The 26,930-nt window shown below is 47.3% G+C and carries 23 protein-coding genes and 1 riboswitch; of the genes, 15 read left to right on the top strand and 8 right to left on the bottom strand.

All coding sequences use genetic code 11. The annotated features are described in order from the left end of the window. The first annotated feature begins 136 nt into the window (after positions 1–136). From OSC7112_RS14000 to OSC7112_RS14050, 11 genes are all read left to right on the top strand, one after another. Positions 137–991: a hypothetical protein gene (locus OSC7112_RS14000; RefSeq protein ID WP_015176507.1), complete on the top strand. Its 855-nt coding sequence runs from the start codon at positions 137–139 to the stop codon at positions 989–991. Positions 992–994: 3 nt separating this feature from the next. Then, positions 995–2,524 carry a glucose-6-phosphate dehydrogenase gene (zwf, locus tag OSC7112_RS14005; protein WP_015176508.1) on the top strand — a complete coding sequence of 510 codons (1,530 nt, stop codon included), beginning with the start codon at positions 995–997 and terminating at the stop codon, positions 2,522–2,524. A 143-nt stretch (positions 2,525–2,667) separates the two neighbouring features. Beyond that, positions 2,668–4,032, top strand: a complete 1,365-nt coding sequence (gene opcA, locus OSC7112_RS14010; protein WP_015176509.1) for a glucose-6-phosphate dehydrogenase assembly protein OpcA — start codon at positions 2,668–2,670, stop codon at positions 4,030–4,032. A gap of 414 nt (positions 4,033–4,446) precedes the next feature. Beyond that, positions 4,447–5,997: a cobyrinic acid a,c-diamide synthase CobB gene (locus OSC7112_RS14015; protein ID WP_015176510.1), complete on the top strand. Its 1,551-nt coding sequence runs from the start codon at positions 4,447–4,449 to the stop codon at positions 5,995–5,997. Between the two features lie 97 nt (positions 5,998–6,094). After that, positions 6,095–6,586 (top strand): ureidoglycolate lyase, encoded by a 492-nt coding sequence (locus tag OSC7112_RS14020; protein ID WP_041623121.1) that lies wholly within the window; start codon positions 6,095–6,097, stop codon positions 6,584–6,586. Between the two features lie 204 nt (positions 6,587–6,790). Next, positions 6,791–8,059: a cytosine deaminase gene (gene codA, locus OSC7112_RS14025; RefSeq protein ID WP_015176512.1), complete on the top strand. Its 1,269-nt coding sequence runs from the start codon at positions 6,791–6,793 to the stop codon at positions 8,057–8,059. 23 nt (positions 8,060–8,082) lie between these two features. Then, positions 8,083–8,394, top strand: coding sequence for a hypothetical protein (locus OSC7112_RS14030; RefSeq protein WP_015176513.1), 312 nt, complete (start codon positions 8,083–8,085; stop codon positions 8,392–8,394). An 11-nt stretch (positions 8,395–8,405) separates the two neighbouring features. Then, positions 8,406–8,858 carry a hypothetical protein gene (locus OSC7112_RS14035; RefSeq protein WP_015176514.1) on the top strand — a complete coding sequence of 151 codons (453 nt, stop codon included), beginning with the start codon at positions 8,406–8,408 and terminating at the stop codon, positions 8,856–8,858. 96 nt (positions 8,859–8,954) lie between these two features. Then, on the top strand, positions 8,955–9,416 hold the full coding sequence (locus OSC7112_RS14040; protein ID WP_041623125.1) for a KGK domain-containing protein: 462 nt from the start codon (positions 8,955–8,957) through the stop codon (positions 9,414–9,416). Between the two features lie 120 nt (positions 9,417–9,536). Further along, on the top strand, positions 9,537–9,713 hold the full coding sequence (locus OSC7112_RS14045) for a DUF4089 domain-containing protein (RefSeq protein ID WP_015176516.1): 177 nt from the start codon (positions 9,537–9,539) through the stop codon (positions 9,711–9,713). Between the two features lie 24 nt (positions 9,714–9,737). Next, entirely contained in the window at positions 9,738–11,201 is a 1,464-nt protein-coding gene (locus OSC7112_RS14050; RefSeq protein ID WP_015176517.1) for an AtzE family amidohydrolase, read from the top strand. 11 nt (positions 11,202–11,212) lie between these two features. On the opposite strand, the gene rpsU is transcribed toward OSC7112_RS14050, so the two are convergent. From rpsU to OSC7112_RS14075, 5 genes are all read right to left on the bottom strand, one after another. Continuing rightward, the gene (rpsU, locus tag OSC7112_RS14055; protein WP_006632476.1) at positions 11,213–11,407 is read right to left on the bottom strand and encodes a 30S ribosomal protein S21; all 195 of its coding nucleotides are present in this window, start codon (positions 11,405–11,407) and stop codon (positions 11,213–11,215) included. A gap of 173 nt (positions 11,408–11,580) precedes the next feature. Next, positions 11,581–12,715 (bottom strand): peptide chain release factor 2 gene (gene prfB, locus OSC7112_RS14060; RefSeq protein WP_150111541.1). Its coding sequence is split into 2 segments (ribosomal slippage): positions 11,581–12,642 and positions 12,644–12,715, totalling 1,134 coding nucleotides; the frame shifts between segments, so codons are not numbered across the junction. A 66-nt stretch (positions 12,716–12,781) separates the two neighbouring features. Next, a protein-coding gene (locus tag OSC7112_RS42375) for a PCRF domain-containing protein (RefSeq protein WP_397319430.1) occupies positions 12,782–13,865 on the bottom strand; the annotation gives its coding sequence in 2 pieces (ribosomal slippage) (positions 12,782–13,793 and positions 13,792–13,865; 1,086 coding nt in all). Between the two features lie 107 nt (positions 13,866–13,972). Beyond that, a complete protein-coding gene (locus tag OSC7112_RS14070; protein ID WP_015176518.1) occupies positions 13,973–15,556 on the bottom strand; it encodes a radical SAM family protein in 1,584 nt (527 codons plus the stop codon). A 243-nt stretch (positions 15,557–15,799) separates the two neighbouring features. Next, positions 15,800–16,528: a Bax inhibitor-1/YccA family protein gene (locus OSC7112_RS14075; RefSeq protein WP_015176519.1), complete on the bottom strand. Its 729-nt coding sequence runs from the start codon at positions 16,526–16,528 to the stop codon at positions 15,800–15,802. A gap of 540 nt (positions 16,529–17,068) precedes the next feature. Between OSC7112_RS14075 and OSC7112_RS14080 the strand changes: the two genes are divergently transcribed. Continuing rightward, positions 17,069–17,395, top strand: a complete 327-nt coding sequence (locus OSC7112_RS14080; protein ID WP_015176520.1) for a PEP-CTERM sorting domain-containing protein — start codon at positions 17,069–17,071, stop codon at positions 17,393–17,395. A gap of 82 nt (positions 17,396–17,477) precedes the next feature. On the opposite strand, the gene bchD is transcribed toward OSC7112_RS14080, so the two are convergent. Together bchD and OSC7112_RS14090 are read right to left on the bottom strand one after the other, a co-directional pair. Next, positions 17,478–19,568 (bottom strand): magnesium chelatase ATPase subunit D, encoded by a 2,091-nt coding sequence (bchD, locus tag OSC7112_RS14085; RefSeq protein ID WP_015176521.1) that lies wholly within the window; start codon positions 19,566–19,568, stop codon positions 17,478–17,480. A gap of 34 nt (positions 19,569–19,602) precedes the next feature. Beyond that, positions 19,603–20,811 carry a sensor histidine kinase gene (locus tag OSC7112_RS14090; RefSeq protein ID WP_015176522.1) on the bottom strand — a complete coding sequence of 403 codons (1,209 nt, stop codon included), beginning with the start codon at positions 20,809–20,811 and terminating at the stop codon, positions 19,603–19,605. A 281-nt stretch (positions 20,812–21,092) separates the two neighbouring features. Between OSC7112_RS14090 and OSC7112_RS14095 the strand changes: the two genes are divergently transcribed. Then, positions 21,093–22,430 carry an ArsB/NhaD family transporter gene (locus OSC7112_RS14095; RefSeq protein ID WP_015176523.1) on the top strand — a complete coding sequence of 446 codons (1,338 nt, stop codon included), beginning with the start codon at positions 21,093–21,095 and terminating at the stop codon, positions 22,428–22,430. Between the two features lie 267 nt (positions 22,431–22,697). Here OSC7112_RS14095 and OSC7112_RS14100 read toward each other — a convergent pair whose 3' ends face one another. After that, on the bottom strand, positions 22,698–23,885 hold the full coding sequence (locus tag OSC7112_RS14100; RefSeq protein WP_015176524.1) for a sensor histidine kinase: 1,188 nt from the start codon (positions 23,883–23,885) through the stop codon (positions 22,698–22,700). 169 nt (positions 23,886–24,054) lie between these two features. Next, positions 24,055–24,268, top strand: a riboswitch (cyclic di-AMP (ydaO/yuaA leader). Between the two features lie 99 nt (positions 24,269–24,367). Here OSC7112_RS14100 and ntrB point away from each other — a divergent pair. Both ntrB and OSC7112_RS14110 read left to right on the top strand, forming a co-directional pair. Beyond that, positions 24,368–25,216 carry a nitrate ABC transporter permease gene (ntrB, locus tag OSC7112_RS14105; RefSeq protein WP_015176525.1) on the top strand — a complete coding sequence of 283 codons (849 nt, stop codon included), beginning with the start codon at positions 24,368–24,370 and terminating at the stop codon, positions 25,214–25,216. A 173-nt stretch (positions 25,217–25,389) separates the two neighbouring features. Next, a complete protein-coding gene (locus OSC7112_RS14110) occupies positions 25,390–26,820 on the top strand; it encodes an ABC transporter substrate-binding protein (protein ID WP_015176526.1) in 1,431 nt (476 codons plus the stop codon). The last annotated feature ends 110 nt before the right edge of the window (positions 26,821–26,930 follow it).

The raw sequence follows: 26,930 nt of genomic DNA on the forward strand, positions 1-26,930 counted from the left end.
TTTAAATTTTCTCTAGGAATTTTGAGATTAATGCCTCTCAGAGTTCCTAGAGAGCAAAATCTAGTCCGTCCTATAGAAGGAATCTCGCCAGAAGCTCCAACTCGAATTCTCCATGTACATCCGCTGAGGAATTGCTATGCCAACTACCAATACCCTACTAGAAAGCGAGTATGCAACAGCCCAACTTGATGTCACCGAACGGGCTAGGCTTGAAGAACTGGAATCCATTGTAGAAAAGGGACTTCAGACTTTTTACGAAGTTGGCAAAGCCCTTGACGAGATTCGAGAACAGAAACTGTACCGGGAAAGCCACAAGACGTTTGACGCTTATTGCCGGGAGAAATGGGGCATAGCAAAGCAGACGGCTAATCGATTTATTGCAGCAGCGCAGGTCATCGAAAATTTGACACCCATGGGTGTCAAAATTCCAGCCAACGAGCGCCAAGTCCGTCCTCTAACAGGATTATCGCCAGAACTGCAACTCGAAATCTGGCAAGAAGCTCTGGAGTCATCGCCGAATGGTATCCCCAGTGGTGCAGCAGTTCAGCGCTTGGTTGAACAGCGATTTCCATCACTAGGAAGCGGGCGAACTGGCAAGGATGATGCTTCAGAATTAGAGAAATTGCGATCGGACAATCAGCGCCTTAGAGAGCAACTCCGCGAGCAAAACAGAGAAAGGGATAGGCGTGCTGCTGCTGTGGCGTTGGAGTTGGAGCAGTTGCGAGCCGAAAACAGGCAGTTGAAAGCTGAACTGCTACAGCGCGATCGAGATTGGGAAGTGCGACTGGCTGCTGAGAGGATAAAAATTCGTAAAGAAGTGAGGGCGGAACTCAGAGAGGAAATTAAGGCAGAACTCAGGGAGGAAATCAGAGCGGAAGTCAAAGCAGAGTATGAAGGGCAAATTAACTCTCTCACCCAGCAACTAGCAGAAATGACCGCAAACTATCACGGTGTCTTGGCACGGTTAACAGCACTAGAACAAGGAAAATAAATAATGGTAACGCTACTTGAAAATCCACTGCGGGTCGGTTTGCGAAAAGAACGAGTGCCGGAACCGCAAATTCTGGTAATCTTCGGAGCTTCTGGGGATCTCACCCAGCGCAAACTGGTACCTGCAATTTATCAGATGAAGCGCGATCGACGCTTGCCACCGGAAACTACCGTGGTGGGAGTAGCCCGCCGCCCTTGGAGTCACGATTACTTCCGAGAGCAAATGCGCGAAGGGATCGAAGAATTTGGCGGCGGCATTGGCAATGAAGAATTATGGAAAGATTTCGCTCAAGGTTTGTACTACTGTCCGGGCGACATTGACAACCCGGAAAGCTATGAAAAACTCAAAGCTTTCTTAGCGGAACTCGACGAAGAAAGGAGAACTCGCGGCAATCACATATTTTATCTCTCGGTTTCCCCGAACTTTTTCCCAGAAGCAATTAGGCAATTGGGCGCTGCTCAAATGCTGACCGATCCGGCAAAACACCGCTTGGTAATTGAAAAACCCTTCGGCCGCGACTTGAGTTCGGCAAAAGCTCTCAACCGAGTCGTGCAGAAGGTTTGCCAAGAACAGCAAGTTTACCGGATAGACCACTATTTGGGTAAAGAAACTGTTCAGAATTTAATGGTGTTCCGGTTTGCCAACGCGATTTTTGAACCGCTGTGGAACCGGCAATTTGTCGATCACGTACAAATTACAGTTGCAGAAACAGTAGGCGTAGAAGACCGGGCCGGTTACTACGAATCCTCTGGGGCGTTGCGGGATATGCTGCAAAACCACTTGATGCAGATTTTCTGTCTGACGGCGATGGAACCGCCGAACTCGCTCGACGCTGACAGCATCCGCACCGAAAAGATGAAAGTTCTGCAAGCAACTCGCTTGGCAGATTTGCACAACTTGGACTTCTGTGCGATTCGGGGTCAATATTCCGCAGGTTGGATGAAGGGCAAACCGGTGCCGGGATATCACGATGAACCGGGGGTTGCTCCCAATTCGACAACGCCGACTTTTGTGGCGATGAAGTTTATGATTGACAACTGGCGCTGGCAGGGAGTGCCTTTTTACCTGCGAACCGGCAAGCGCTTGCCGAAAAAAGTTAGCGAAATTGCGATTCAGTTTCGGGAAGTGCCGCTGTTAATTTTTCAGTCTGCGGCCCAACAAACTACCCCCAACGTTTTGACCATGCGCGTGCATCCCAATGAGGGGATTTCGCTGAGGTTTGAGGCGAAGATGCCGGGGCCGGATTTGCGGACGCGGACGGTGGATATGGATTTCAGTTACGGTTCTTCCTTTGGGGTGACATCTTCGGATGCTTACGATCGACTGTTAATAGATTGTATGCTGGGCGACCAAACTTTGTTTACCCGTTCTGATGAAGTGGAAGAAGCTTGGCGGGTGGTAACGCCGGCGTTGATGGCTTGGGAATCCTCCAACGACCAAGATTTGGTTCCTAAATACGAAGCGGGTACTTGGGAACCGACGGAAGCAGAACTGCTAATTAACAGAGACGGCCGCAAGTGGCGCAGACTTTAAAAGTCAGTCGATTTTAGATTTGAGATTTACTGCACAGATGAATCTGAGAGCTTAAACTAGGGTCTAAAATTTTGGGATCTCCAGGACTATTGAACTAATGACCGATGACTGATGACTAAAAACTGACAAAGGAGAGAAGATTTATGACGATGACACCGATGAAAGCTCCGCCTCTGGTTTCGCTGCAAAATCCTAAAGATGTGTCGCTCGACCAAATAGAAGCCGAATTGAGTCAAATTTGGGAAAGTTACAGAGAATCTGGTTCAAAGGGCGATTTTCCGATCGCTACTAGGGCAACAACTTTTACTTTTGTAGTCTACGAACCGGAAGAAACTCAGCGGTTATTAGCGGATCTGGGGTTTTACGACGGGCCGGTGGACGGTATTACCGGGCCGATGACGGCATCTAGCATCAGGGCGGCTCAAAAAGCTTACGGGCTGCCGAGAACTGGCAAACCTAGCGCTGAATTGCTGGCGACTTTGCGGGAAGAAGTGGCCCGCAAAAATTCCAAAGGCGAGGAGATGGGCTCCAGTGGTTTGGGTTCCGGGGGATCGGGGGTGGCTGATGCGATCGTGGCTGCCAATCCCTGCCGGATTATTGCTCTGTGCCCGACGGCGGGGGAAGATACGGGCGTGCAGGCTCAAGTGGCTGCTTATTGTCCGGTTCACAAGCGCACCACTGGCAATCTGATCTGCTGCGAGTACATTACGCTGCGGGGTACGGAAGCTGCTTTGGAACGGGTGAGCGGCATCGTGACGGCGTTGACTATCGCTGATTTGCCGACGCTGCTGTGGTGGAAAGCGAATCCTGATGCCGATCGAGGTTTGTTCCAGCGGCTGGCGGCAATTAGCAGTTCTGTGATTGTTGACTCTAGCAGCTTTGCCGAGTGTGAAGCGGAATTGCTGTTGATGCAAAGCCTGATCGAGGAGGGAATTCCGATCGCGGATCTGAATTGGCGCCGGCTGGCCGCGTGGCAGGAGTTGGCTGCTGAGGCTTATGACGCCCCGGAACGCCGCGCTGCGATTCGGGAAATCGATCGGGTGACGATCGATTACGAACAGGACAATTCTACTCAAGCGCTGATGTATTTGGGTTGGCTGGCGAGCCGGCTTCAGTGGCGTCCTGTTGCTTTCAAACAGGAAGAGGGCGATTACCAAATCAAGCGAATTAAATTCGCGGGGCCGGACGAACGGGTTGTAGAAGCGGAGTTGGCTGCTATTCCTACTGCTGATACGGGCGATGTCCCGGGCGATTTGATTGCTCTGCGTTTGAATTCTACGAACGAGAAGGCTGACTGCGGTACGGTTCTGTGTTCGGAAGTGGGCGGCTGTATGCGGATGGAAACGAAGGGCGGCGCTCAAACCGATCGGTTTAACCAGGTTAGTCCTCTGTTCGATCAGGTGACGGAACAGTTGCTGGGCCAGCACTTGCAGAGTTGGGGCCGAGATGTGCTTTACGAAGAAAGTTTGGCAGTGACGGCTCAAATGCTGAAGTTGGCTAAGCGGTAAAGAGAAGTTCGGCAACGGATTGTGTAGCGGATGTAACGGATGTAACGGATGGATGGAATCGGGAGAAAGGAGAAAGGAATAAGCAAGACGGATTGAGTTAACATTCAGTGGGGCAGGCAATGTCTGCCCTACTTTTATTCTTCTCTTTTCTTCCTTCGCGGCTCGAAGCTAACGCGCCTCGAAGCTAACGCACCGGAGAAGCGGTTCGCTAAATAGTTATTATTTGAGCGGTTCGAGAGCAATACTCATAACTCGATCGACTGTCTGTTTTTATGAGGAAAAATTGCATAAATCTTTGATGAATACAGAAACCGCAGATGCAAGGCAGATTAACACCGCTCAACGCAGATAATTTCCTGATTGGAAAGCGACTTTGGCAATCTTATCTATTATTTATTTGAACTAACTATAACTATGACTTTAGTAATTGCTGGCGAACGCAGCGGTGCGGGAAAGACTACAGTGACGATCGCCCTTTTAGCTTTTTTAATCCGCCGCGGCTTGAATGTTCAGTCTTTTAAGGTTGGCCCGGATTACATTGACCCGATGTTTCATGCTTTTGTTACTGGTCGCCCCTGTCGCAATTTAGACCCGGTATTAACTTCTGAATCTTATGTAAAAAAGTGTTTTTCTCGTCATATTCAAGATGTCGATTATGCCTTAGTTGAAGGGGTGATGGGACTATTTGATGGAGTGAGTCGAAGGAATCAGGAATCACGAAGGCACGACACGGATTTTGACACGGATACACGGATTAATTATCGAAAAGAAGAAGGCAATTATGATTTTTCCTTTGCTTCTACGGCTCATGTTGCTTATTTGCTGAATTTGCCGGTATTGTTTGCGATCGATTGCAGCAGGCTCTCTGGTTCTGTGGCTGCGATCGCCCACGGTTTTCGTTCTTTTAACCCTGACCTTAAATTCGCCGGTTTGGTGCTGAATCGGGTGGCGAGCGATCGACATTTGGAACTGCTTCAAGATGCTCTCCAACCGCTCAATTTACCGATTTTGGGCGTTTTGCGTAGGGATGAGGCTGTTACTATTCCCGATCGACATTTGGGGCTGATTCCGGCTGAGGAGTTGCCGAATCTTCACGCTGCGATCGATAAACTGGCTGATTTGGCTGCTGTTAGTTTTGACTGGGAGCAACTTTTGCCTTTGTTGGCTGCAACTCGAAATGGGGGGGGTGAGGGGTCTGAGCAACTTTTGGGTAGGCACAGTCTCCCTTCGGCAATTATAACTCAAAAAGATGATTTTGTCAACTGTTTGGGAAAACAATTTGGAGTGAGGATTGCGGTTGCGCGCGATCGGGCTTTTAATTTTTACTATCAGGACAATCTTGATTTGTTGGAAGAGTTGGGTGCGGAGTTGGTATTTTGGAGCCCGCTTGATGATGCGGTTTTTCCCGACAACGTGCAAGGGTTGTATTTTGGCGGCGGTTTTCCCGAGGTGTTTGCTCAAAAATTGAGCGGTAATGTTTTAATTCGGGATGCGGTAAGAAGTGCGATTTTTTCGGGAATGCCGACTTATGCGGAGTGCGGCGGTTTGATGTATTTGTGCGATTCTATTGTAGACTTCGATGGCAATTCTTGGCCAGGGGTGGGAGTTTTGGAAACTGCTGCTGCGATGGGAAAGCGTTTGACGCTGGGATACCGAGAAGCTGTGGCGGTGAGGGATAGTTCGGTGTTAACTGCTTTTGATGAAGTTTGGGGACATGAGTTTCATCGATCGCATTTAACTGTGGAACCGAGTAATCCAGTTTATCACAGTTGGAGGTATGGGAAGCGGGGGGAAGTTGAGGCGGTTGCTGAAGGTTGGGGAGTTTGTCAGGTACACGCTTCTTATTTGCATTTGCACTGGGGTGCTCGGCCTGATATTCCGACTCGTTTTTTGCAGCAGTGTGCTGAGTTTGATTGTAAGGGTGTTTTGGGCGATCGAGAAAGCGAACTAGATTTTTTTATTTAATTAACCGCAGAGGACACAGAGGGCACAGAGAAGAGATGAGAGAGGGTTTACTGTATTAGAATGTTCATGACGGATCAAGCTAGGGATGTTGGGCTTTATGAGCGAATCAATTTCGACTAAGCAGTTGTCCGCACAATGGGTGACACCGGATAATTTTCGGAGTTACGGTCAAGTTATCTTTGCGGCTGTTGATGGCAAGTCTTTCGATGCTGAGGATGCTCAGTTAAATTTGCAAAATGGCATTCCTAGATTTTACATTATGCGGCTGCACCATAAAGGTCGCAAGTTTGGCAAAATTACACGGCACGTTCAATGTACTCAGTGTTTGGGCTCTTTGGAGGGGAAGGATTGGTTGATGGCGGTTGCGCCTCCTGGGGATAGCTATAAACCGAGTTTAGAGGATATGGCTGCTTTTCGGATTCCGGGCAATTGTTTTATTAAGTTAGATGTGGGGACTTGGCACGCTGGGCCGTATTTTGATGCGGATTTTGTTGATTTTTACAATCTGGAGTTGAGCAATACTAATGTGGTTGACCATTTTAGTTTTGATTTGGTAAAAAATCACAATCTGGAGTTTGAGATTGTCTGATGTTGGCGATTTGTAGTTCGCTTTCTTTTTGTGATTTTTGAGTAAGATTTTTTAACCGCAGAGGGCGCAGAGGACGCAGAGGGGGAGAAGGAGGAGGGAGAAAGAACGACTCGCAAGTGATTGCGGAATTATTTTCGTCTGACTAGGCTGAATCGCAACTACGAAGGATCAAGTTTAAAACTTTTAAATTTAGGTGCAATCTTTATGTCTGAGCCAAAGTATAGCATTGTTCTGCGCGAATGTGGTTTGTTAGGTGCGGGGGACGACAGTGAAACAGTGGATATCGCCATAGATGGGGACAAAATAGCCGCCGTATCGCCGCATATTCCCGAATTGGGAGAATCCGAAATTGACGTTGGAGGAAAATTAGTCAGTCCTCCTTTTGTGGAGTCGCACATTCATCTCGATTCGGCTTTGACTGCGGGGGAACCGCGATGGAATCAAAGCGGCACTTTGTTCGAGGGAATTCAAATCTGGGGGGAACGAAAGCAATGTTTAACTCTGGATGATGTCAAAAAAAGGGCTGTTGAAACTTTAAGGCTGCAAGCGTCTCAAGGGATTTTGTTTGTCAGGAGTCACGCTGATGTTAGCGAACCGAGGCTGACTGCTTTGCAAGGACTTTTGGAAGTTCGAGAACAAGTGAAAGATTGGATGACTCTGCAAGTTGTGACTTTTCCGCAAGACGGGATTTACGGAAGTCCAGAAAATGACAAACTTTTAGAGAAATCTCTGGATATGGGTGCGGATGCTGTGGGCGGGATTCCGCATTATGAGTTGACGCGGGAAGATGGGGTGAAGTCGGTTGAACGAATTTTTGAACTTGCTGAAAAATACAATACATTAATAGATATTCACTGCGATGAAATCGATGATGAACAGTCGAGATTTTTGGAAGTTGTAGCAGCTTGTGCGATTAGAAGCGGGGCGGGTTCGCGGGTGACGGCCAGCCACACGACGGCTTTCGGTTCTTATAACAATGCTTATGCCTTGAAGCTGATGGGAAGTTTGGCAAAATCGGGAATTAATTTCATCGCCAATCCTTTAATTAATATCACTCTGCAAGGCCGCGCTGATACTTATCCCAAACGCCGCGGGGTGACGCGAGTTAAGGAGTTGTGGCAGCAGGGATTGAATGTGAGTTTTGGCGGCGACTGCATGCAAGATCCTTGGTATAGTTTAGGTACGGGAAATATGTTGGATGTCGCTCATATGGCGGTTCATGTTTGTCAGATGACGGGAATGGCTGAAATTGCAGCTTGTTTTAATATGGTGACTGTCAACGGTGCTAAAACTCTCAATCTTGGAAATGAGAATTACGGGATAGATGCGGGGAAACCTGCAAATTTAATTGTGTTGGATGCTGAGGATTGTTATGATGCAATGAGGAGGCGCGCTGCGGTTCGGTATGTGATTTCGCGGGGAAAGTTGCTGGCGGAAACTGCACCTGCTAAGATTAGTTTTTACGGTATTTGACAAACAATATTTGAAGCTGTTAAATGGTGAATCAAGGTGCTATTCCCGATGAGAGTCCGAGAAATTTGCCGGAGCAACTTCTGTTGCAAGATGCTAAGGCTGGTAATTGCATAGTAATTCATTGCGGTACAGATAGATTGTTGGGGGATGCACCGAGACTTATTGCTGTTTATGGCGGGAATTCTGAAGATTGGGATAAAATGACAAGTATTGAGGCTTTTGAAATTAATGGAGCTTCCGTACAAGTCCATTGGTTTCGGAACAGTCATACTCTTCAAGATGTGGAGTTTAAGTTCAAGCGACAGTATCCCAAAACAGCCCCTAAGAATCTGTAGGTAGTCAAGTTATGAAAATTCGTTGTATTGCTAATACGGGTGAATCTCTCCCTGAAGAATATATAGATCCGCCACGCGGTTACACTAGAAAGGTTGAGTTGCCGCTAACTATAGGCAAGGAATATGTTGTTTATGCTATCCGAGAATGGAAAGGGACTATTTGGTACTACATCTGCAATGATAATTATAGCTATTATCCCATCCATAATCCGGCGCCGATGTTTGAAGTGGTTGACAGCAGAATTTCTAAGTATTGGCGGTTTGAACTGTCGCCCAATGGTTTGTTAATGATAGCGTTTGAGCAGTGGTTTACTGACCCTTATTTTTATGATAAGCTGACGGATCAGGAAGAGGCGGAGGTGGAGATTTTTGAGAAGGTTAAGGAATTGATGGATGCTGAGGATTTTACTTTGCCTCCCCTGGATGTTGCCGTTGAGAAGTTGCGGGAAACTGTCAGTGTTTGAGTGGGGAAATTGCGCTCGCAGATTCTTTATTTGCCACCTTGACTCAGATAGCTTGAAATGGTATCAAAGAGGAAGCAGCAGAATTTTGTCAAAAAAATGAACAATGAAATCAAATCTAATACTAACTATGAGACAGTCGGTGATGATGATGTTTTGTTATTCGAGGAAGCTACTTATCTGGTGCGTAGGTTTAAAAAATTAACCGCCAGCAAGTTTAGTAAGATACTTGAGACTTATGTAGTAGGAGCTAATAACCAAGGAGGTAAGAAGCAGATAATTGAGTGTATGAACGAGCTGCGAATTAACGAACAAATAATAATTTTTGGTTCTGAAATAAACTGGATATCCCCTAAAGAAGGAATCGATTGTCAAGTTCTTAAGATAGGTTCTAATGGTTGGCAAAAAGGAAAGCTTAAAATCGAAGTTAATGAAGATTTACAGTTGGGTGAAACACAGGTATGTATAAAGTTTTGTCCTGATGAACCACTAGAGCCAAAATCTCCTTTAGATGATATCAGACAATCAGAGGAATACAAAAAACTGAGCAATAATAACTGACTGCCCGATCGCGATTACGATACAATAATCGATCGCACCTATATCTGAATGTTAGATTTTCAACCGCAGATGAGGGCAGATGTACGCGGATGAACGCTGATGTTGTTTTGGGAGGGACTAATGGTAAATGTAGAAGAATATGTCGATCGCACGGCTGAACTGATAAACTTACCCTTAGACCCGGAACATCGGCCGGGGGTTGTGGTAAACTTCGAGAGGATAGCTGCGATCGCCCGACTCGTTACTGAGTTTCCTTTACCTCCAGAAGTAGAAGTCGCGCCGGTGTTTGAACCTTAGATTTTTAACCGCAGATGAGGGCTGATGAACGCGGATGAACGCAGATGTTTTTTAGATAAGGCTGATGCGGTTGCTACGGCAGCGGCGGTTAAATGTGGTAAGGTTACGGCTACAGAGGCGGTAAGTGCTGCTTTGGAACGGATTGCTGTTAAGGATAAAGCTTTTAATTGTTTTACTGCAATCACTGCATCAAGCGCACTCGCAGCAGCGGAAAATATTGATAGTTCGATCGCAAATAACGAAAACCCAGGCCCTTTAGCAGGCGTTCCCTTCGCTGTCAAAAACCTGTTCGACATCGGCGGAATTACTACTCTAGCAGGGTCAAAAATCAACGCTGACAATCCTCCGGCTACCCGGGACGCGGCGGTGGTCGCCCGACTCAAACAAGCCGGGGCTGTGCTCGTGGGTACGCTCAACATGGATGAGTACGCCTACGGTTTCGTCACGGAAAACAGCCACTACGGCCCGACTCGCAATCCCCGCGATACTGCGCGCATCGCTGGCGGTTCCAGCGGCGGTTCCGCAGCAGCAGTCGCCGCCGGTTTTGTACCCTTCACTCTCGGTTCTGATACTAACGGTTCCATCCGCGTACCTGCTGCTTTGTGCGGTGTCTTTGGGTTTAAGCCTACTTACGGCCGTTTGTCGAGGGCTGGGGCTTATTTATTTTCGGGTAGTTTGGATTGTGTGGGGCCGTTTGGGCGATCGATTAGAGATATGGCGCTGCTGTACGATATCCTGCAATGCCCTGATTCTCGCGACCCAGTTTGCACTCGACGCCCGCCAGAACTTTGTTCGCCGCAGTTAAATCAAGGCCTCGAAGGATTGCGAATTGCTGTTGCTGACGGGTATTTCGCTACAGGGGCCGAACCGGAAGCATTGGATGCTGTAGAAATAGTTGCTAAAGCCTTGACAAATGTCTTGGATTGTGGTATTGACACAGAAAAAACAACAAACCCCCCAAAAATAGGGGGGCTTGCAACTGTCACCATACCGGAATCCGATCGCGCCAGGGCTGCGGCGTTTATCATTACCGCTTGCGAGGGGGGAAACTTGCATTTAGACAGTTTGCGATCGCGCCCTCAAGACTTCGATCCGGCGACGCGCGATCGCTTTTTAGCGGGAACCCTGATCCCTGCGACTTGGTACTTGCAAGCCCAGAGATTCAGACAGTGGTACCGCGATCGAATGCGCGAAATATTCCAACAAACAGACATCATCCTCGCACCCGCCACCCCGATTGCTGCCCCTGAAATTGGCGTCGAGAAAATGGTAATAGCCGGACAAGAAATCTTAGTGCGTCCCAATCTCGGACTGTTCACCCAACCCCTATCATTTATTGGCTTGCCCGTTCTTTGTGTACCCGTACAGCGGCCGGGCGCTTTGCCCTTGGGGGTACAAATTATTGGTGCGCCCTACAGCGAAGCGGTGATTCTCCGAGTCGCTGCGGTACTAGAATCGCAAGGCATTATATCTGCCCAATCAATTTAGTGCTAATAATTCTAGGGTTTGTTGTTGCGGTGAAAGCGTCTCTTAGTCCTTCTGGCAATAGCTTTGCGCTTCTGCTTTTCCAACGGGGTTTCAAAGTGGCGGTGTTTTCTCATGTCGGGGAAAATTCCCGCTTTAGAAACTTGTCGCTTAAACCGTCGCAGGGCTGACTCAATCCCTTCATTTTCGCCTATTACAACTTGGGTCATTATTTCTCCTTAGTGTTTGTCAGATCAATTTTTATCATATCAAGGTTTTTGGCCGCGCGACCTGTTGGAGGTCGGGCGATCGGCCAAAACCCCAAAATTATAGCAAATCCGCTGCCATCACCGCTCTTGATTCTTGAGTCTGCACAGGCAGACTTTGTATGTCAAAGCGCCAATTATATTCGCGCGGTTGAATCGGTTTGGGCTACCAACTGATTTTCCTGCCGCAGGTAAGCTTGAATAAACGGGTCTAATTCGCCGTTCATTACATCTGCGATGGCGGTTGTTTCCACTCCAGTACGCAAATCCTTGACCATTTGGTATGGGTGAAAAACATAATTGCGAATTTGGTTGCCCCAAGCCGCCTCCACCATATCGCCGCGAATCTCGGCAATTTCCGAAGCCCGCTGTTCCTTAGCAACCACCAACAGCCTAGCCTTGAGTAATGCTAGAGCTTTTTCCTTATTTTGCAACTGACTGCGTTCTTCGGTGCAGCGGACGGCCAAGCCGGTAGGAAGGTGAACGATGCGGACAGCAGTTTCTACCTTGTTAACGTTTTGCCCGCCCTTGCCGCCAGCGCGGGAAGTCGTGATTTCCAAATCTTTTTCTGGGATGTCCAACTTGACGGATCGATCGAGAATTGGCATCACTTCAACGCCCGCAAAACTGGTTTGACGCTTGTCGTTAGCATTAAAAGGCGAAATTCTGACCAAGCGGTGAGTGCCTTTTTCCGATCGCATATAACCGTAAGCGTAGCGGCCGACAATTTCCAAAGAAGCAGATTTAATACCTGCTTCCTCTCCCTCGGAAATTTCCATTAAATGTACTTTGTAACCTTGACTTTCCCCCCAGCGGGTGTACATCCGCAGCAGCATTTCGGCCCAATCTTGAGCATCTGTGCCGCCGGCCCCGGCGTTAATCGTCAAAACGGCGCCGCCTTCATCGTAGGGCCCGGATAGTAATTGTTGCAGTTCCCACTGGTCGAGTTCGCGGCTTAACTGAGAAAGACTCGATGAGGCTTCTTGGAACAGGGACTCGTCGGCTTCTAACTCCAGCAGTTCTAAAATAGCTTTAGCATCTTCCAAGCTCGTTTGCCAACTGCGGTATTGGTCTAAATGAGATTTGAAGTCATTAAGTTCTTGGAGGGTTTCTTGAGCTCGATCTTGGTCGTCCCAAAATGCTGGTTGGGCGCAGATTTGCTCTAAGTCTTGAATTTTGGCTGTGAGTGCGGGGATGTCAAAGATAGTCCTGGGTTGTACCCAGGCGATCGGACAATGTTTCGATATTGTGTTTGATGTCTAGAACTTCCACTGTGAGTTCTCCTAGTTGTGGGCTGTATTTTTGAGTTTAGCTGAAATTTTGCTCTAAATGTGCAAATCAATTTTGCAGCAGCACACCAGCTTTGATAAATGAGTCAAGTTTGCCGTCGAGCACCTCGGCGACGGCTGTTGTTTCGATTCCTGTACGGAGATCCAGAACTCTGCCCTGGTTCGGGCTGTCGCTGGCAAATTGATATTCCCGAATTGGTTGGTTAAGGACTGTTTTTAGGCGATCGACCTGAATGTCTGCAAGCTGTTGAACTCCTTGTCTTTGCATAATAGCAAACAGTTTGCTGGTGAGAACCGCCAAAGCCTTGTCTTTATTTTGCATTTGACTGCGACATCCGTCACAGGTTGCAGAAATACCAGTAGGAATATGAACAATCTTCACCCAAGCTTTGGTTGCGTTACAATTCAGGTTGCGAGGAGGCAAGATTATTTCTAAATCCTGCTGTGGAATCTCCAGTTGCACATACATTGGCAAAACTTCTAGCGTCGTTGGAGTCCGCAGCTTTCTGGTAATATTAAAAGGCGATTTACGTTTCAGTAGGTGCATTCCAGTTTCTGACTTTAGATACCCGTAAGCGTAACGTCCGTCTATTTCCAAAGTTGCAGAATTAATTCCTATATAGGCTGATGGGGAATATTCAACACACTCAACTTTATAGCCTCGGTTTTCTCCCCAACGAGCATACATTCTCAGCAACATTTCTGCCCAGTCTCGAGCATCTAGGTCATCTATTGCTGCATTAATTATCAGGTAGGCTCCATTTTTGTCGCAAGACCCGCTCAAGGATTGCTCTAATTCACACTCTTCGAGATAGCAGTTTAGTTGAGCTAAATTAGTTTGAAGTTCTTGCTCTAATTCCTCGTCTGCTTGAAATTCGAGCAACTCCAGTGCTGCTGTAGCATCTGCCAAAATTGTTTGGCACTGGTTGAGCTTTGCCTGGTAGGATTGGAGTGCGTCCAGTTCTTGGAGTATCCGTTCAACTGTGTTGGTGCTGTTGCCAGATTCCGGCTGTGCTGCTAGCTGTTGTAACTTTTGGCTCTCGGCGGTTAATGCTGAGCTAAAGACAGTCTTGTAGACCCGTTAGGCGATCGCACAATGTTTCGATGTTGTGTTTGATGTCTATAACTTCCACTGTGAGTTCTCTTGGTTTTGGGTGGTAATATTGATTTTAGCTGAAATTTCGACATTTCAGCAATTAATCCATGTATCCGTGTCCAAATCCGTGTTGTGCCTTCCTTCTTATATATACTGCGAACCTGTTGAATTGAAAGTTTTACCGCATTCGTGAGCGCATACGTCCAACCTTTTAGAACAGGAAAAACTTTTTGTGAGGTCTTCGCGAAACCAATCTCTGGCGATCGCCTCTTTCACCGATTGAGTTCTGAGAGAATTAAAGCCATTTCCGTACTTTTCAATTAAAGCCAGCATTTGCGGTCTGTAAGTGTGGTTGTAAACAGCGTATTTAGTATGGCTTACCCAACAGCAAGGCCAGAGTTCCGCTTCAAAACTGATAAAAATCTCTTGGGTGGCTTGAGTTTGACAGCTAATTTCTACATTTCGGTAGTAATTGTTTAGGCTACCAAATTTTTCTACAGCTTGGATAAATTGGTCTCCCTGGGGATTTTTATATTGTTCCAACGATGGGGGTTGGAGTTCTTCGCTGGCTGGCTTTGATGGGACAGAAGGAACTGGTTCTGGTGCTTGAGAGGTTTCGATAGCTATAGCTTGATACCAAGCATAATTTGCTTTTTCTGGTTGCCCCAACTGCGTCAACACTTTAGCTAAATTGCGATAAGCTCCGGCAAAATTGGGTTGAAGCTCGATCGCCTTTTGGTAATAAGCACTAGCTGGCTGCCACTGTTGCTGTTGAGCATAAAGACTGCCCACATTAGCATAAACTTCTGGAAAATTAGGCTGAATTTTTAGGGCTTTTGCGTAACAGTCTGCTGCTGCTTGCATCTTCCCCAAACCTTGAACAGCGTTGCCTAAAGTTTTCCAGGCTGCTGCAAAATTAGGTTGAATTTTTAGGGCTTGTTGGCCGGCTGCGATCGCCTCTGACAGTTGCCCTTGTTTCAAGCATTCCTCAGCTTGTCGCTGGAACTGAAGCGCGGCCTGTTCTTGATGCTGAGGGGCTGATACATTAGCTGTTGCTGGTTGGTTTGGGCGATCGCTCTTAGCCTCTACCTGAGAGTTTTCTACCTTCTGGGGCTGTTGATTGGCGGACTCTTTGTCATAAATCTCTTTCGCCACAAAACGAGAGGTTGCTTTCGGTACAAACTCGACAAATCCTAATTGTTGGGCTAAATCCCGCGCTGCTTCTACTTGGTGCTGGTTGTGTTCAAATATCAAGTAGTGCCATACAGCTTTTCCGCCAGCTTGGATAAAGGCATTAACCGACTGCATTATCCTGTCCCAGTTGGTATTTTGGCGGTAGATGCTGTTAGTATCTGCCAACCCGTCGATACTAAAAATTACGCGATCGCGTTCTCCTGTCATCGCCTTAGCCAGCCTGTGCCACCAGTCTGGATTGCGTCCGCTACCGTTGGTGTACAGGCAGATATGAGGAACTCCCATGCGGTGCAAATATTCGATCGCGGGAATTGTGGTATTGCTAGTCATAGCATCGCCGTAGTTCCCGCACATATACACCAAATCCAACTGAGAGCAAAACTCTTGTGGGAAAATTCTCTCAATATCCTCCATCTTTAATTCTGCCCCCGGCAAAATCGGGTTGTCGGTGCGGGGACACTGCGGGCAAGCTGCATTGCACCTGGAGGTAATTTCTACGCTGACTCTCCTGATATCTTCATATTTTAAGTACATGAGTTTTCCCCAATTAATTTGTGATTAATATTGTTGAAATCGCGATCGACAGAATTAGATAACAAGAGTTTTGATTGAGTGATTAAAAAGTAAAATTATACCTCATGCAGGTTGCCAACATGATATAAGTTTTTTTAATGGTGTACACGGGACGGGATGAGGACTATCTTGGTGGTAAATCTTAATCAAAAACCGCGGCCCAATGTCGATCGAGCCGCGGTTTTTTTTAAGCTAAAGTTTCAATTAATCCCGGCCGTTGAGAGCAATCAGCAGGCGCAGAATAAAGATGAACAAGTTGATGTAGGTCAAGTACATCGACAGAGCGGCGGGCAAATACTGGTCGTCGCGGTAGCTGCGGGGTAATATGTAAAAATCGACGATCGCAGCGCCGGCGAACAGAAATACGCCAATGCCGGAAATGCCTATTTCCAACCAAGTTGGGGTGTAGACGCCAAATAGAGACAGCAGAAACTGACCGACAACGACGACTAACAAAGCAATCACACCTAAACTGATAGTTTTGGTGAGGGCCATGCCGTCTTCTTCAGAAAGGTTGGAGCCAATTTGGCGGGCGGCGATAAAGGTAATGCCGCAGCCGAGGGCCGCAAAAGCGATGCCGGAGATGCCGACGCCTTGGGCTCTGAGGGCTGTAAATACCAATCCGCTGAGGGTGTAGCCGGAAAGCAGGCTGTAGGTTGCCAGCAGGGGTAAAGCGGTGTTTTTGTTGCCTTGTTCGGCGGCACCGCGGGCGACGAAGAATAGAATTAATTCTACGACGATCGCGGCGATGAATGTGGGAAAGAAGATCCCGGGATAGTTGCGGATCACTCCGAGGCCCCCGTAGGTGCCGACAGCAGTTAAGACAAGTCCGCCGCCCACGAAGGGGAGAGCGTTGGAGATGACGTTGGGGCCTACCAGCGCGTGGTTTTTGGCCTCGCGCACGGCTTCGCGGAAATTGCTAGTGTTACTCACGAGGATTTACCTAATGTTGGCTGAGAATTGCTATTTATTATTGTGACAGCTTTACACTTTGTTTGCAAAACCTGAAAGAGTTTAAAGATTTGATAAAGAAGGGGGGTGAAATCACTCCCAAGCAGGGATCGATTGTTTATAATCGACTGCGTACAGGTCTGTGCCGTGTCGCTGTCTGGCACGGTTGCGCGTCGCGGCAAAGCTATAATTTCGGTTAAAGGGCCGGCGCTATCTGCGGCAAAGGGCTAGCTTAAAGTCGATCGATTTTGGATGGGGGATTTACGATTGGGGATTAAGGAGTCTATGCTAGAGGCAGGGGCAAAAGTTGATTTTAGGTTTTTGATTTGCGACTTAGTTGAAACTAGGGACTAGAAATTTCAATAATCTAAAATATAAAATATAAAATCTCAAATATAAAATCTCCAATCTAAAATCTCAAATCGGTTCCTTTAATTGCTAAGGTAGCTCAGACAAAGGATACCCATAAAATTAATGAATAGATCGAGTTCTATCGACAAACTGCTAAATAGGTAATGTCCAATGCCCACATTTTTTGAGCGCACATTATTGCTATCTACAGCCGGAATTTTATTGGCTGCCGCCGTTATTTCCGGCGGTCAAGCTGCCGTTGCAGCTAATGTCCGAGCCGTTTCTACCGCTACTTTAGGGCAGGGTTCAGAGCATTTGCTGCTGGCTGATAATATCGGTCAACTCCCGCAACGTACAACTTTTTCAAGCCAGAACCGGGTAACGGTAAGCCGGGAGCCTCTGCCCGCAAGAATTCCTGAGCCTTCGACGGTGGTAGGGTTGGGTTTAGTGGCGGGTTCGCTGGCGCTGAGTCGCCGGAGAGTGAGAGTGAAAAATTAGACTTTTTGCCAAAAGTCTAATTTTTGGATTTTTAACCGCAGATAAACGCGGATAAACGCAGATAAATCCGGGTATCAGCATTTTAGCCGATCGCGTCGCGCAGAGCATTTTTAGTCATAGCTGCGATCGACTGTTCGCTAGCTTTGGGCAAGTGATAGTATTTCCCTCCAGAAGTCTTGGCCAATTCCTTCGCAAAGCCAGTCGAAATAAACTTGCTCTCGGTATCAATCACCAGCAACTGCATTCCCAACCCGCGAATTTTGGCAGCAATTTCTAACAATTCCTGCTTAATATCAGGCTTTTCTCCATCTACAATCGGTTCGCCCAAAGAACGAGCCAAAGGAATATTACCGCGTCCGTCAGTAATGGCGACAATCGCAACTTGACCGATATCTCCAGACTGACGCGCGTTGACTCCCACCCGCACTGCTTGAGTCAAACCGTGGGCCAGGGGGGAACCGCCGCCGCAGGGGAGTCTTTCCAAACGCTTGCGGGCCAAGGCTATGGAGCGAGTCGGCGGTAGCAGCACTTCTGCTTGTTCTCCGCGAAACGGAATCAGAGCAACTTGGTCGCGGCTTTGATAAGCTTCTGTGAGTAGCTGCATGACTGCACCTTTGGCCGACTGCATCCGGTTGAGGGCCATCGAACCCGAAGCATCGACGACAAAAACGACTAAAGCTCCAGCTTTTCTGGCCAAGCGCTTCGCCCGAATGTCTCCCTGTTCGACAAATACACGGCGCTCAACCTCCCCTTGCCCGCCCTTGCTAAGGGGGGGTTGGGGGGGGTGAGCATTCCTGTCGCGGCGGGCTTTTTGGTAGGGTGCGGCGGCTCTGAGGGTGGCGTCAACGGCGATGCGGCGGACGGGGCCTTTGGGCAATACTGGCTTGACGTAACGGCCTCTATCTTCGGAGAAAATGGTGCTGCGGCTTCCCGATTTGCCTTGGCGGTTGGCATTTTGGGCGAAAAACAGCACGTCTGGGTCGAGAATTACGCCTTCGGGGTCGAAGAGAAATTCTTCGGGAATGCTGGTTTCTTCTTGTTCTTCGGGAGGTTCGTCTTCTTTGTCTTCTTCTTCCTCGTCTTCTTCTTGTTCTTGTTCCGATTTTTCTGGTGGCGGTGGCGGTGGCGGGGGAGGAGGAGGGTTTTCGTCTGGGGGAGTTTGGATGATGGTGGCGCGGGGTACGATGACTAATTCTACGGCGCGGCGCAGGTCTTCGGCGTTAACTTCTGTGCGTCCTTCGATGGCGGCGGCGGCTTTGGCGACGCGGACTGCGAATATTTCGGCGCGGTGTCCTTGAACGCCACCCCGGATGGCTTCTTCTACTAGGTAGGCAATTTGTTCGCGTTTAATGCTGACATCTTTGAGCCATTCTCTGGCTAAGATGATTTGGGTTTTGAGGTTTTCGGTGTCTTCGGCGTATTGATTGAGAAATTCTTGGGGGGAGCTTGAGTAGGATAAAGCTTGTTCTACTGCGTAGACTCTTTCTTCTATTTCGAGTGCTGCGTCGGCTGAAAGTACGATCGCGATGCGATCGAGCAAATGTTCTCTGAGCGGCCCTTCTTCGGGGTTGTAGGTGGCGATAAATAGAGGTTTGCAGGGGTGTTGGAAGCTAATGCCTTCGCGCTCTATTTGGTTGCGGCCTTCGGTTAATACTGTTAGCAATTGGTTGGAAATGTTGTCGTCGAGGAGGTTAATTTCGTCTACATAAAGTACGCCTCGATTTGCTTGGGCCAAAAGTCCTGGTTGAAATACGGTTTGACCGGATTTTACTGATTGCTCAACATCGACGGAACCTAAGAGTCTGTCTTCGGTGACACCCAAAGGAATTTGAATGAATGGTGTGGGAATTATTTCAGTATTTGGGAAATTAGTATCGGTGGTGTGGGCATCTTGCCCGCTATTTTCTGGTAACAATCCTGATGCCTGTTCGGCAATAATTTCATTCGGTTCGGCGTTGCAAAAAGAATCTTTAACAATTTCAATGGGTGGCAGTAAGGAGTGCAAGGCACGGGCCATTACTGATTTTGCTGTACCGCGGCGGCCTGCGATCGCAACTCCTCCCAATCCAGGATCGACTGCTGCTAACAGCAGGGCTAGTTTGATTGCTTCTTGCCCGACTACGGCTGTGAGGGGAAAGGCTGCGGTGGAAGGGCTAATGTTGGCTGCGGGCATAGGATTTTCGGATGTAAAAATTTGAACTTAATGTTTAGCTTACTTCTTGGAGTATTTTAACTTCTTGCGGCAGAATCACGGTAAAAGTTGAGCCGACTCCTATTTCTGATACTAACTCGATTTTGCCTTGCAGCAGCGAGACGAGCCGCGATACTATTGCTAATCCCAGCCCCGTGCCTTCGGTAGGAAAGAGCTGTTTGCCTGCTTCTCCTGCTTGAAAGAAGGGGTCAAAGATGCGGTTTGTATCTTCGGGGGCGATGCCAATGCCGGTATCTGTAATTGCGATCGCCCAATTTCCTTCTCCAACAAGGTGGCAACTTAATTCGATGCTACCAGATTCTGTATAGCGAATGGCATTGCTCAGCAGGTTGATCAGAATTTGTTGCAGTCGCTGTACGTCGGCGATTACTTGTCTTGGGGCGCCGTCGCTGGTAACAGTCAGCTTTAATCCTTTAGCATCAGCAATTGGCTGCATCATTTCTCTTACGGTGTTAATTACAGATTGTACATTAGTTGGCCGCAGGTTAAGTTTAATTTTTCCGGCATCGGCGCGAGAAAGTTCTAGTGCGTCGTTAATCATGCGAAGCAACTGTCTGCCGTTGCGTAATACTCGCTCGATGTGTTCGATGCCGGGGAGGGTATCTTTGATTTCAGATTGCCATTTTTCTTGGCGCAAAAACAGTTCGGAATAACCAATTATTGAGTTGAGAGGAGTTTTGAGTTCGTGAGCTAAATGGTAGACGTTTTCTTGATTGACGCTGACGAGGCGAGCGAGTTCTTGATTGGTGAGTTTTAACTGAGTTTGGATTTGTTGAAGTTCCCGCAGCCTCTGAGCGACGTAGCTGTTGAAACACTGGGCAATTGCTTCGTCTACTACGGCATCTATCAGCCTAAAAGCTCTGAATACGTCGGCGGTGGTTCCTGCTAGCAATTCTGATTCTAAATGCGAGAATATTACTTGACGCAATAAGTGGTATTCCCGGGCTACTTCTGCAGCATCGTAGCCTTGTTCGGCTCTGAGAAATCCGTGATCTAAACTGGCTTCAATTATTAGTTTTATTTCGCTGTTTTGATATTGGGAAAGCACTGTGACCATCGCCGCCAGCAGGTGAGGTATGTGATTTTCGATTGCTGAGTGCGGTAAGGCGTCAGCGGTTTCAATTTTCCGATCCTGACGAACTGCTTCAATCCAGTTTTTGACGATAGTATCGGTTTTGTCGGCGAGCACTTGGCTGTAGTCCATGATGTCTGCGTGGGGGTTGAGTTTGGCAGAGATTGCCCATGCTTCATTGTAGTTGAGCTATCGCCCGATCGCCATACCAAACTTCTGGCGATCGCGACCCTGCCAAAAGAAGTAGTTTTGATGTAATTTTTTCCCCGTGCCGGATCTCTCTCTAGGGGTCGATCCCAGCTTGTTGCTCGGATAATCAGCCGTTCAACCTATTGACATAAGAGCCATAAAGTAGTAAATTGCCTCACACTAATAGTTTTTAATTTTAATTTTTAATTTTTTCAGGGGACTAAATGGAAAACGTGCAAGCTGTAATTGCTGCAACAACATTTATATGTGTAATTTTCTTAATAATTACAGAATGGATACACCTCACAGTTGCGGCATTTCTGGGAGCGGTGATTCTGGTTTTTACCCACGTGATGACGTTAAACAACGCGATCGAATATATCAGTCGGAGTCACGCCACGCTGGGCTTATTTTTCGGAGTCATGGTAATGGTGAGAGCCTTTGAGCCTACCAAAGTATTTGAATACTTGGCAACTCAAATGGTGCTTTTGGCGAAAGGCAAAGGCAAAAATCTCTTGCTGGGTATTGTCGCAATTACTACCCCAATTTGTGCAGTTTTGCCCAATGCCACGACAGTCATGCTGCTAGCACCATTAATTCCGCCAATGGCAGAAGAAGTCGGTGTAGATTTTGTGCCGTTACTGATTTTAATGGTATTTGTGGCTAACAGTTCGGGACTGCTGACAATCGTGGGCGATCCGGCGACATTCATTGTCGGCGATGCTATTAACATGAGCTTTGCAGATTACCTGGTAAAGTTAAGTTTGGGCGGGGCGATCGCAGTAGGAGTGATAGTAGTTATGCTGCCTTGGCTGTTCCGCGAAATTTGGCACAAGAACTTAGACGATTTAGAACATTTGCCGCACCCAAAAATCAATCACCCGCGAGTTTTAGCAGTAGGCGGCTTAATTATAGCTTTCGTGCTGACATTTTTTGTAATAGGAGAGTCTCTGCCCGTGCCTATTTCACCGGCAGCGGTTGCTTTGCTGGGGGCTGCTTTGGCAATGCTTTTAGCTCACCATTCCCAAATTGATTCTGTTAATAATATTTTGCGAGATTTAGATTGGAGTACGCTGCTATTTTTTATGTCTATCTTTGTGCTGATTGGCGGTTTGGAAAAAACCGGAGTGATCGCCAATATATCTGGAATATTAGCAGTGATTTTAGGTAAAAATATTTTTCTGGGTTCTTTAGTTTTGTTATTTTTTGTGGGTTTGATGTCGAGCGTGGTGCCAAATATTCCGCTGGTAGTGGCGATGGTGCCGCTGCTAAAACAGTATGTTGTCAATGTCGGGCTCGCACCTGCAGAGGTGCTGGCTCCGGATTTTGCAGGGCAGTTTCCACTTGCTGTGCTGCCGCTGTTTTATGCGATGATGTATGGAGCAACTTTAGGCGGAAATGGCACTTTGGTAGGAGCTTCTTCTAATATAGTGGCGGCGGGAATTTCTGAACAGCACGGGCGCCGGATTTCTTTTCAAACTTTTCTGCGTTACGGGCTTCCTGTGATGGCGCTGCAATTAATAAGTGCGGCTGTTTATGTAACTATTCGGTTTCTGATTTGAAGAAGTCAATCGATTTTAGATTTTAGATTTTAGATTTTAGATTAAAGAATTGAAGCATTGACCCACGGATCGAGTCGGAGGGCAAGTTTCATCGGATACAGGTTTTTTATTTCTGCACGGATGAATCCGGGGGCTTGTATCCTGGATGCTTTCGGTCATTAGTCATTAGTTATTAGTCATTAGTTTTGTTGCGAGAGGAATAAAGAAGGAGTAAGGTGCTTAGTTGTGACCTAAATATAGAGATTGAAGTGAGTCTTAAATCTCAAATCACTCCAATTCTAAGGGAAAAATTACAGTGAAGGAAGAGCCAACTCCTACTTCAGAAACTAATTCGATTTTACCTTGCAAGAGCTTGACTAATCGAGCGACAATTGCTAGCCCTAAGCCCGTACTGTCAGGAATGCCAGAACTCAGGGAGTTGTCGGCTCGAAAATAGGGTTGAAAAATCCGCTCGCAGTCTTCAGGAGCAATGCCAATTCCTGTATCTGAGACAGTTACTGTCCAATATTTATCTGGCAAAAGTTCGCTTTTTATTGTCACAGTACCAGCTTGGGTGTAGCGAATGGCGTTGCTCGCCAAGTTGGTGATAATTTGCTGCAAGCGCAAGTAATCTGTCATAATTCGATCGAGAACCGGATCGCACTCAACGGCGATCTCTAAATTTTTTGCTTTGGCCAAAGGCTCGATTATTTCGACAACAGTGCCGATCGCCGATCGCACATTTGTCGCAGTTAGCTGCAATTTTATTCGTCCCGTGTCGTACCGCGAGATTTCGAGACTATCGTTAATTAATCTAAGTAACCGTCTGCCGTTGTTGAGGACTTTATCAATATGTGCCAAATTGGGAACCGAATCTTTAACTCTAGAATTGTTTCTTTGGCGCAAAAACAATTCTGAGTAGCCAATAATAGAATTGAGGGGGGTTTTCAATTCGTGAGCTAAGTGAGATAGATTCTCTTGACTGGCCCGAAGTAAGCGAGTTAGCTCTTGATTTGTAAGTTGCAATTGGTTTTGCAAATCCTGTAGTTCTTGGAATCTTGCCTGGGTATAGGTTTTGAAACAATCAGCAATTACTTCGTCGAGGGCCGTGTCAATTAAGCGGTAAGCTCTGCTCACTTCAGCGGCTGAGCCTTGTAGCAATTCTGGCTCTAAAACATCGAAAATTACCCTCCGCAGCAAGCGGTATTCCCGCGCAATTTCTTCGGCATCGTAGCCTTGTTGTGCCCTAACAGTCCCGTGGTCTAAACTTTCTTCTATGAGTGTCCGAAGGTCGCTTTCTTCCGATCCCGACAGCAGAGTTACGATCGCTTGCAGTGCGATGGGAAGTCTGTCGCGCACGGAAGTGTAGGTGAGTTGCTTGGCGGTTTCGATTTGCTCGTCGGCGCGAACAGCTTCGATCCAGTTTTGGACAATTATGTCAATTTTATCTTGTAGCGCTTGGCTAAAATCTATCATTGCTTTTATATAAATCAAGTAAGCGATCGCATTTGATATCTCTAGGTTAGTTTAATAGTTAACTTTTTGAATTTTCTCTCAACTTTTGAGCTTTGCCGATCGCCAATGGCTACTCCTAAAGACATATTGACAAAATTAAATCATCGTGCTAGCTTATGTTAAATTGGCTTAAAAAGTCAAGCCTAATCCAGCACTGCGCGATCGAACCAAGCGTGTAGCTGGAGCGGAGGAACCAATTTTCGGGGCGAATCTCTACTGAATTAAAAAGCAAAGTTAAAAATTGCCAAATTATGAGTGTAATTTTTGATTTTGAAATTTAAGGAGAAGGACATCTCTCAGTCCTAGCCCGTCAGCTAACTTCGCAGGCATTGAGAAGAGACTGAAAAGCCAAATTTCTGAACAAGATAGTTTGGCTTCGTCAGTGTCTCAGGTTGGTATTGTTCAAGATTCTTGTACCTGCCCTGACTCTGAAGGAGATTGAAATGTTCATACAGCTTAATTTATCTGCGATCGCACTTGCAGGAGTTGCAGCGTGGAAGCGTGTAAAACCCGTTGTCATCCGAGATGCAGTTTTGTTGCCGGCGGCTGGTTTTTTGGGAATTCTCGGTGTGTGGTGGATTGTTGCCAGCTTCAACAGCGATTTGATTCCGACTCCGTATCAGGCGTTAATAGCTAATTTAGATTACATATTCCATCCATTTTATCAGCGCGGGCCTGGAGATTTAGGCATTGGCTGGCTGCTGCTAGCGAGTTTGCGGCGGGTGTTGGTGGGATTTTTCCTGGGTGCAGCAGTTGCGATTCCCGTGGGATTTACGATCGGGATGTCGAAACCGGCAATGATGGCGCTCAATCCGCTGATTCAAATCTTCAAACCGGTGTCGCCGCTAGCTTGGCTGCCGATAGCTTTATCGATTTTTAATTTAGCAGAGCCGTCGGCAATTTTTGTCATATTCATCACGTCTTTGTGGCCGACAATTATCAACACAGCTTTGGGAGTTTCTAGCGTTTCCCAGGATTATCTGGATGTGGCGCGAGTGTTGGAAATGCCGCGCTGGAGGCGGATTACCAAGATAATTTTGCCGGCGAGTTTGCCATACATTTTTACAGGTTTGCGGATTAGTTTGGGTATTGCTTGGCTGGTGATTGTGGCGGTGGAAATGCTGACAGGCGGTGTGGGAATTGGCTTTTTTGTGTGGGATGAATGGAGCCGTTTGAACCTGAGTTCGGTATTTTTAGCGGTGTTTGTAATTGGCTTAACTGGATTGTTGCTCGACGCGGCAGTTGACAAAGTTCAAGAATTGGTAACGCATCGATCGGTCATTAATCATTAGCGATTAGTCAGTAGTCATCAGTGATTAGTCAGCAGCGAACAGTTAACTATCAACTGTCAACTGTAAGGTGCGTCGCTCATCGATGGTCGATTTTTGTTTGTGATCGTTGGTGGCGACGCACCCTACAACTACAACCTCAAATCTCAAATCTAAAATCTCAAATCTCAAATTGTATGAGTGACAAGTTTTCCAATGAATGGAAGCGCCGAGAGTTTTTGCAAGGAATGGGTTCGGCGGCGGCGGGAATGGCTTTATCTGGTTGTGGAATTAGCGCGGATCGATCGGCAAAAGGACTCACAGAAGAAGCCTCAGCCGTCAAACCGATCGTCGATTTCCGAACCTTAGAAAAACCAAATTTAACCGTAGGATACGTACCGGTTAACGATTGTGCACCATTTGCGATCGCCTGGAAAAAAGGCTTTTTCCGCAAATACGGTTTAAACGTCCAACTCAACCGCGAAGCAAGCTGGGCAACCTCCCGCGACGGCGTAATCTTCGGCCGCCTCGACGCCTCCCCAGTCGTATCCGGCGCCGTCACAAACGCCCGAATTGGCGCCGAAGGAGCGCGCCACGCACCCCTGTGCGCGGCAATGACAATTCACCGCCACGGCAACGCCATGACGATGAACAAAGCTATGTGGGATTCCGGTTTGCGCCCGTGGCACGAATACAACGGCAATTTGGAAGAATTTGGCAAACAATTTCGAGCCTTTTTTGACAGTCAGCCGCCGGAAAACAGGGTTTGGGCAGTGGTGCTGAGTTCTGCGATTTACGAATACTTTGTCCGCTACATATCGGCGGCTGCCGGTGTCGATCCGTTCAAAGAATTTCGGGTAATTATTGTGCCGCCGCCGCAGATGGTAACGAACATTAGGATTGGCGCGATGCAGGCTTACATGGTGGCCGAACCTTGGAATACCCGGGCAATTCAAGGCAATTTGGGAGTGGGTTTTACCTTCGTTCAAGGCAAGGAAGTTTGGCTGGGACATCCCGATCGCCTTTTGGGAGTAATGCAATCATTCATTGAGGAAAATCCGAAGACTTATTACTCGCTGGTTAAGGCAATGGTGGAAGCTTGTCAGTATTGCAGCAAGCCGGAAAATCGCAGTGAAATCTCGGCGCTGCTGACTGAACGATCGTTTACGGGGGCGAAACCGAAAAAAGGGGCGATCGACAAATTTACGCGACCGGCAATTGTTGGGGACTACAACTATGGAGGGTTTGACGGCAAAGACCGCACTATACAATCGGAAGATGCAACTATTTTCTATGACATTCCTAAGAATTTGCCTCAAATACCGGGAAATCATTCAACATTTATGTGGCAGTCTCAGAGTATTTGGTTGATGACTCAAGCCGCTCGCTGGGGGCAGATTAAAGAAGTGCCAAAAAATGCTGAGGAATTAGCTAAAAAAGCTTGGAGAACCGACCTTTACCGGAAGATTGTTGCCGAAATGGCGATCGATTGTCCCCAGGAGGATTACCAAGTGGAACCTGCGGAACTTTTTATTGATAAAAAGGCATTCGATCCTAGCGATCCGGTGGGTTATTTGAATAGTTTTGAAATTCGAGCAAACCGCCCTCAGTCTTTTTTTCAGTCTTAATGTTTGAGATGTTGCGCTTTTCCTAATGTCCCGCCAGGGACTTAAGTCCCTGGCTAATAGGTAAAGTCGGTTTCAACCGACTGCCCAATTTTAGGATTTCGGCAATAGCC

It is taken from the genome of Oscillatoria nigro-viridis PCC 7112, from assembly GCF_000317475.1.
Classification (GTDB): domain Bacteria; phylum Cyanobacteriota; class Cyanobacteriia; order Cyanobacteriales; family Microcoleaceae; genus Microcoleus; species Microcoleus nigroviridis.